The sequence below is a fragment of the Jatrophihabitans sp. genome, from assembly GCF_036389215.1.
GTDB lineage: Bacteria > Actinomycetota > Actinomycetes > Mycobacteriales > Jatrophihabitantaceae > Jatrophihabitans_A.
Genome location: NZ_DASVQG010000331.1, coordinates 1 through 5,226, shown reverse-complemented (window position 1 = coordinate 5,226; position 5,226 = coordinate 1). Strand labels below are relative to the sequence as shown.

The 5,226-nt window shown below is 71.3% G+C and carries 7 protein-coding genes; 3 read left to right on the top strand and 4 right to left on the bottom strand.

The window, feature by feature from the left end:
- Positions 1 to 120 precede the first annotated feature (120 nt).
- The 3 genes from VF542_RS18745 to VF542_RS18735 are packed head-to-tail and all read right to left on the bottom strand — an operon-like array spanning position 121 to position 2,104.
- Complete coding sequence (locus VF542_RS18745; RefSeq protein ID WP_408653218.1) at positions 121 to 951, bottom strand: MBL fold metallo-hydrolase; 831 nt, start codon at positions 949 to 951, stop codon at positions 121 to 123.
- Positions 948 to 1,643 carry an NUDIX hydrolase gene (locus tag VF542_RS18740; protein ID WP_408653217.1) on the bottom strand — a complete coding sequence of 232 codons (696 nt, stop codon included), beginning with the start codon at positions 1,641 to 1,643 and terminating at the stop codon, positions 948 to 950. The genes VF542_RS18745 and VF542_RS18740 overlap by 4 nt, the downstream gene beginning before the upstream one ends.
- Positions 1,640 to 2,104 carry a RidA family protein gene (locus tag VF542_RS18735; RefSeq protein WP_408653216.1) on the bottom strand — a complete coding sequence of 155 codons (465 nt, stop codon included), beginning with the start codon at positions 2,102 to 2,104 and terminating at the stop codon, positions 1,640 to 1,642. Before VF542_RS18735 ends, VF542_RS18740 begins: the two co-directional genes overlap by 4 nt.
- Before the next feature lie 40 nt (positions 2,105 to 2,144).
- Here VF542_RS18735 and VF542_RS18730 point away from each other — a divergent pair, with 40 nt between their 5' ends.
- Both VF542_RS18730 and VF542_RS18725 read left to right on the top strand, forming a co-directional pair.
- Entirely contained in the window at positions 2,145 to 3,098 is a 954-nt protein-coding gene (locus VF542_RS18730) for an ArsA-related P-loop ATPase (RefSeq protein WP_408653215.1), read from the top strand.
- Positions 3,095 to 4,276, top strand: coding sequence for an ArsA family ATPase (locus VF542_RS18725; protein WP_408653214.1), 1,182 nt, complete (start codon positions 3,095 to 3,097; stop codon positions 4,274 to 4,276). Before VF542_RS18730 ends, VF542_RS18725 begins: the two co-directional genes overlap by 4 nt.
- 76 nt (positions 4,277 to 4,352) lie before the next feature.
- Here the strand turns inward: VF542_RS18725 and VF542_RS18720 are convergent, their stop codons facing one another.
- On the bottom strand, positions 4,353 to 4,718 hold the full coding sequence (locus tag VF542_RS18720) for a WhiB family transcriptional regulator (RefSeq protein ID WP_408653213.1): 366 nt from the start codon (positions 4,716 to 4,718) through the stop codon (positions 4,353 to 4,355).
- 273 nt (positions 4,719 to 4,991) lie between these two features.
- On the opposite strand from VF542_RS18720, the gene VF542_RS18715 reads away from it, so the two are divergent.
- Positions 4,992 to 5,226: hypothetical protein (locus VF542_RS18715; RefSeq protein WP_408653212.1), on the top strand; the 235-nt coding region annotated here is incomplete at its 3' end.

Sequence of the window (5,226 nt, the reverse complement as noted above, 5' to 3'; positions counted from 1 at the left end):
GAGCGTGGTCATCCTGGACCGCGAGCGGTTGGCCCGCCGCGCCCGCTGAGATCCCCGCGGACTGGCCTGCTCAGCGACCGCCCGGACGCCTGCCAGTCAGGTCGCAGCGCCGGAGATGCGCTAGCCGTCCCGCTGCGAACGCAGGTAGGCCAGCTGAGCCTGCACGGACCACTCCGCGGCCGGCCACAGCACGGGGTCCACGTCGGCGTACACCCGCCGCACCACGTCCATGGCGCTCAGGTCGGGGCCGCCGTCGGCCAGGACCTGGCGAACCTGGGCCAGCCGCTGTTCCCGGTGCGCCAGGTAGCCACGGGCGGCCGCTCCGGCGTCGGCCAGCTCGGGGCCGTGGCCGGGCAGCACCGCCACCGCCTCCAGGCTCGCCAGCCGGCGCAGCGAGGCCAGGTAGTCGGCGAGCACCCCGTCCGGATGGGCCACCACCGTGCTGCCCCGGCCGAGGATGGTGTCGCCGGTCAGCACCGCCACTGCCGGCCCGCCACCTGCCGGGCCGCCGCCTGCCAACCCGTCCTCGCCGGGAAGCACGAAGCAGAGCGAGTCGGCGGTATGACCCGGCGTGGCCCACACCTCGATCCGCACTCCGGCCGCGTCCAGGACCGCCCCCTCGGCGATCCCCTCGGAGCCGTAGCGGTGCGCAGGGTCCAGCGCGAGCACCGGCGCGCCGGTGAGCTCGTGCAGCCGCCGGGCGCCTTCGGCATGGTCGGCATGGCCGTGGGTGAGCAGGATCAGCGGCACCGACCCCGCCGCCTCCAGCACGCTGGCCAGATGGGCCTCATCGCCGGGTCCCGGGTCCACCACCACCGCCTGCCGCCGGGTGGGCTCGTCGCGCAGCAGCCAGGTGTTGGTGCCGTCCAGGGTCATGGCCGAGGGGTTGTCGGCGAGCACCACCCCGGCCAGCGGGGTCACCTGGCGCAGCTGCTCGTACGCCAGGCTCATGCCAGGGCCTCTCCCGTCGATCGCCGGAACGATGCCGGCAAGGGCAGCAGCCGGCCGTCACCGAGGTCGGCCGACCAGATGCCCGAGGAGTCCTTGCGGAAGGTCGGCTGGACCGGCCGCACCACCCTGGCAGCGGCCGAGTCCAGCACCGCCGCGACGCTCGGCATGGCGGCCAGCTCGGTCAGGTTCACCACGGTGGGCGGCAGCATCGGCCGCTCGTCGCGCTCGTACTCGGCCAGCGCCTCGGCGACGGAGATCCAGTCGGCATGCGAGGCCTCGCCGGTGACGGCCGCGGCGGTCGCCTCGTTCGGCACGGCGGCCACGAAGAAGTAGGTGTCGTAGCGGCGCGGTTCGGCCTCAGGGGTGATCCAGCGCGCCCAGGGCAGCAGCGCCTCCAGCGGCATCGGGACGCCGGTCTCCTCCATCAGCTCCCGGGCGGCCGCCCGCAGCAGCACCGAGGCGTGCTCGACGGTGGTGCCGAACTGCTCGGCGACCGCGCCGGCGGTGGCCGGGACCGGCCCGCTGCCGTCGACCGGATCGACGCCGCCGCCGGGAAACACCGACATGCCCGGCGCGAACGCCATCTTCGGCACCCGGCGCAGCAGCCAGGTCTGCAGCCCGTCCGGGCCGTCGCGCAGCAGCATCACGGTGGCCGCCTCGCGCACGGGCCGGCTGCTGCCCGGTTCGGTCACGACGAGCCGACCTCGACTATCAGCTCGACCTCGACCGGCGCGTCCGCCGGCAGCACGGCCACCCCGACCGCGGACCGGGCGTGCGCGCCGGCCTCGCCGAACACCTCCGCGAGCAGCTTCGAGGCGCCGTTGACGACGGCCGGCTGGCCGGTGAAGTCGGGGCTGGAGGCGACGAAGCCGACCACCTTGACCACCCGGACGACCGAGTCGATGCCGACCAGGGCGTGCACGGCGGCCAGGGCGTTCAGGGCGCAGACCCGGGCGTAGTGCGCGGCGTCCTCGGGCAACACCTCGGCGCCGACCTTGCCGGTGGCCGGCAGCGCGCCGTCGACCATCGGCAGCTGGCCGGAGGTGTAGACGAACTGGCCGGAGCGGACTGCCGGGACGTAACTGGCCAGCGGAGCCGCCACCGGGGGGAGCTCGATGCCCAACTCGGCCAGCCGCTGCGAGACGGAGTTCATAGCGGGCAACCTACCCTCTCGGGGTTTGTAGGCTGGATTCGTGGCTACCGATGAGCGAACGCCCCGCCTGCACATCGTGACCGGCAAGGGCGGCACCGGCAAGACCACGGTCGCCGGCGCCCTGGCCCTGGCGCTGGCGGGCCAGGCCAAGCGCGTGCTGCTGGTCGAGGTCGAGGGCCGGCAGGGCCTGGCGCAGCTGTTCGACACACCGCCGCTGCCCTACGCCGAGACCCGGCTGGCCGCGGCCGGCGGCGGCGAGGTGGCCGGCCTCGCGGTCGACGCCGAGGCCGCGATGCTGGAGTACCTGGAGATGTTCTACTCGATCAAGCGGGCCGGTTCGATACTGCGCAAGATGGGTGCCATCGACTTCGTGACCACGATCGCCCCGGGTCTGCGCGACGTGCTGCTCACCGGCAAGGTGAAGGAGGCGGTGACCCGCACCGACCGCACCGGCCGGCCGAGCTTCGACGCGGTGGTGCTCGACGCGCCGCCGACCGGCCGGATCACCCAGTTCCTGCAGATCACCCACGAGGTGGCCGGGCTTGCCAAGGTGGGCCCCATCCACCGGCAGAGCCAGGGTGTCATCGAGCTGCTGCACTCGGACCTGACCCGGGTGCACATCGTCACGCTGCTGGAGGAGATGCCGGTGCAGGAGACCCTGGACGCCGCCGCCGAGCTGAGCGCCGCCGGCTACCGGCTCGGCAGGCTGCTGGTGAACAGGGCCCGTCCGGCGCTGGTGTCGGCCGGGCGGCCGGACCCGGCAGCGCTGGCCAAGGGCCTGGCGGCGGCCGGCCTTGACCCGGCGCTGGCTCCGGGCCTGGCCGACGAGGTCAGCGCCTACGGCCAGCGCCAGGACGTCCAGGCCCGGGCCGCGGCGGACCTGGAGGAGGCCGGCGTGCCGATCACCCGGCTGCCGGAGCTGCCGCCACCGCTGGATCTGGGGAGCCTGTTCGAACTCGCCGACGCCCTGGACGTCCGGGCGTGGTCGGCATGAGCCCGCGTGCCGGCGCACCGGTGCTCGACATCGACACGCTGCTCAAGGACCCCGACCTGAAGGTGCTGGTGACCTGCGGCAGCGGCGGGGTGGGCAAGACCACCACGGCCGCCGCGCTGGCGCTGCGCGCGGCCGAGCAGGGCCGGCGGGTGGTCGTGCTGACCATCGACCCGGCCCGCCGGCTGGCTCAGGCGCTGGGGCTGACCGAACTCGACAACACTCCGCGGCTGGTTGACGGAATCGACCCCAGCGGCTCCAGCGGCTCCGGCGGCGCGCTGCTGGCCATGATGCTGGACATGAAGCGCACCTTCGACGAGGTCGTCAGTGCCAACACCACGGCCGCCAAGGCGGAACAGATCTTCGCCAATCCCTTCTACCAGTCGCTGTCGGCCTCCTTCGCCGGCACCCAGGAGTACATGGCGATGGAGAAGCTGTCCCAGCTGCGCGCCCAGCTGGTCGAACGGGGCGACTGGGATCTGATCGTGGTCGACACACCGCCGTCCCGCTCCGCGCTGGATTTCCTGGATGCCCCGCAACGGTTGGGCCGCTTCCTGGACGGCCGGATGATCAGGCTGCTCACGGCACCCGCCCGGGCCGGCGGCAAGGCCTACCTGAAGATGGTGTCGGCGTCGTTCTCGGTGTTCACCAAGGTGCTCAACAAGATCCTGGGCAATGACCTGCTGCTCAACGTCTCGGCGTTCGTGTCCTCGCTGGAGACGATGTTCGGCGGCTTCCGGGAACGGGCCGAGCAGACCTACCAATTGCTCAAGGCTCCTGGCACCGCTTTCATCGTGGTGTCCTCGCCGGAACCGGACGCGCTGCGGGAGGCGTCGTTCTTCGTCGAACGGCTGCAGCAGGAGCAGATGCCGCTGGCCGGCCTGGTACTCAACCGGATGCGGACCACTCGGGTCGGCCTGAGCGGGTCACGGGCCGCCGAGGCCGCCGAGCGGTTGGCCGAGTTGCCGGACCAGGGTGAGGCGGTGCGCTTGACGGCGACCGCGTTGCTGGTTCATGCCGAAAGCGCTGACGCGGCCAGGCACGACCGGTCGATGGTGGCGAGGTTCGGCGCGGCGCACCCGGAGGTGGCTCAGCAGCAGGTGCCTGCACTGCCCACCGACGTGCACGACCTGGAAGGCCTTCGGGCGGTCGGCAACGCGCTGGCGGGAACCGCCGACTAGTACAAAGCGGGACTAGTACAAAGCGGGACTAGTACAAAGCGGGACTGGTATGCAGCGGACCTAGTGCGCAGCGGGACTAGTGCGAGGCGGTGGGCCGCTGGCGGGATCGCATGGCGACCGGCGGGATCGTGCTGTGGTCCCCGGATCGCTGTACCGACTGGAAGAGTGCCCGCCAGGAGCCGACATCGGGGCGGCGGCGCAGCAGCGTGCGGCGCTCCCGCTCGGTCATTCCGCCCCAGACGCCGAACTCGGCCCTGCTGTCCAGGGCGTCGGCGAGGCAGTCCACCCGCACCGGGCAGCCCATGCAGATCGTCTTGGCCTTGTGCTGCGCGGCGCCGACGACGAAGAGGGTTTCGGGGTCGACATCCCGGCAGGCCCCGCGCGATGCCCAATCCGGGTCGCCAGTGACCATCGGCCGCTCGGTCAGACGCGATGCGTTCATGCATCCCCCGCTCTAAAACTTCACACGAACAAAATGTCGGCTACAACCCCGGACGGTAGGTGATCACCAACCGTTGGGCAAGAGTCTGATATGAGATTGAAGCTTTTACCAGTGAGTGCTGGTAAAAGCGCAATGTCACGATGTAATGGATGGGCCACGGCCAGTGATCGACTGCCGCCTCGATAGGACAATCGGCAGTGGGCTAGTCAACCTAAACACTGCTAAGGACTGAAAATCCGGGCCTCATCCCGGGCTCGCGTAGTCTTAGCCCTCATGGCACGAGCATCTGGGCTGACCGTCCTCTCCAAACTGGGCAGGTTGGCCAGCCTGCTGGTCATCGTCGGCATCCTGGCGGCGGGGTTCCTGCTGCCCTACATCGGTGGGCTGGGTCTGGCCGCCAAGTCTGGCGCCGACAAGTTCCTCGGCACCCAGTGCAACCTCACCGAAGAGCCGGTGCAGCAGCGCACCACCATCTACGCCAGCGACGGCAAGACCGTGATCGCCACTC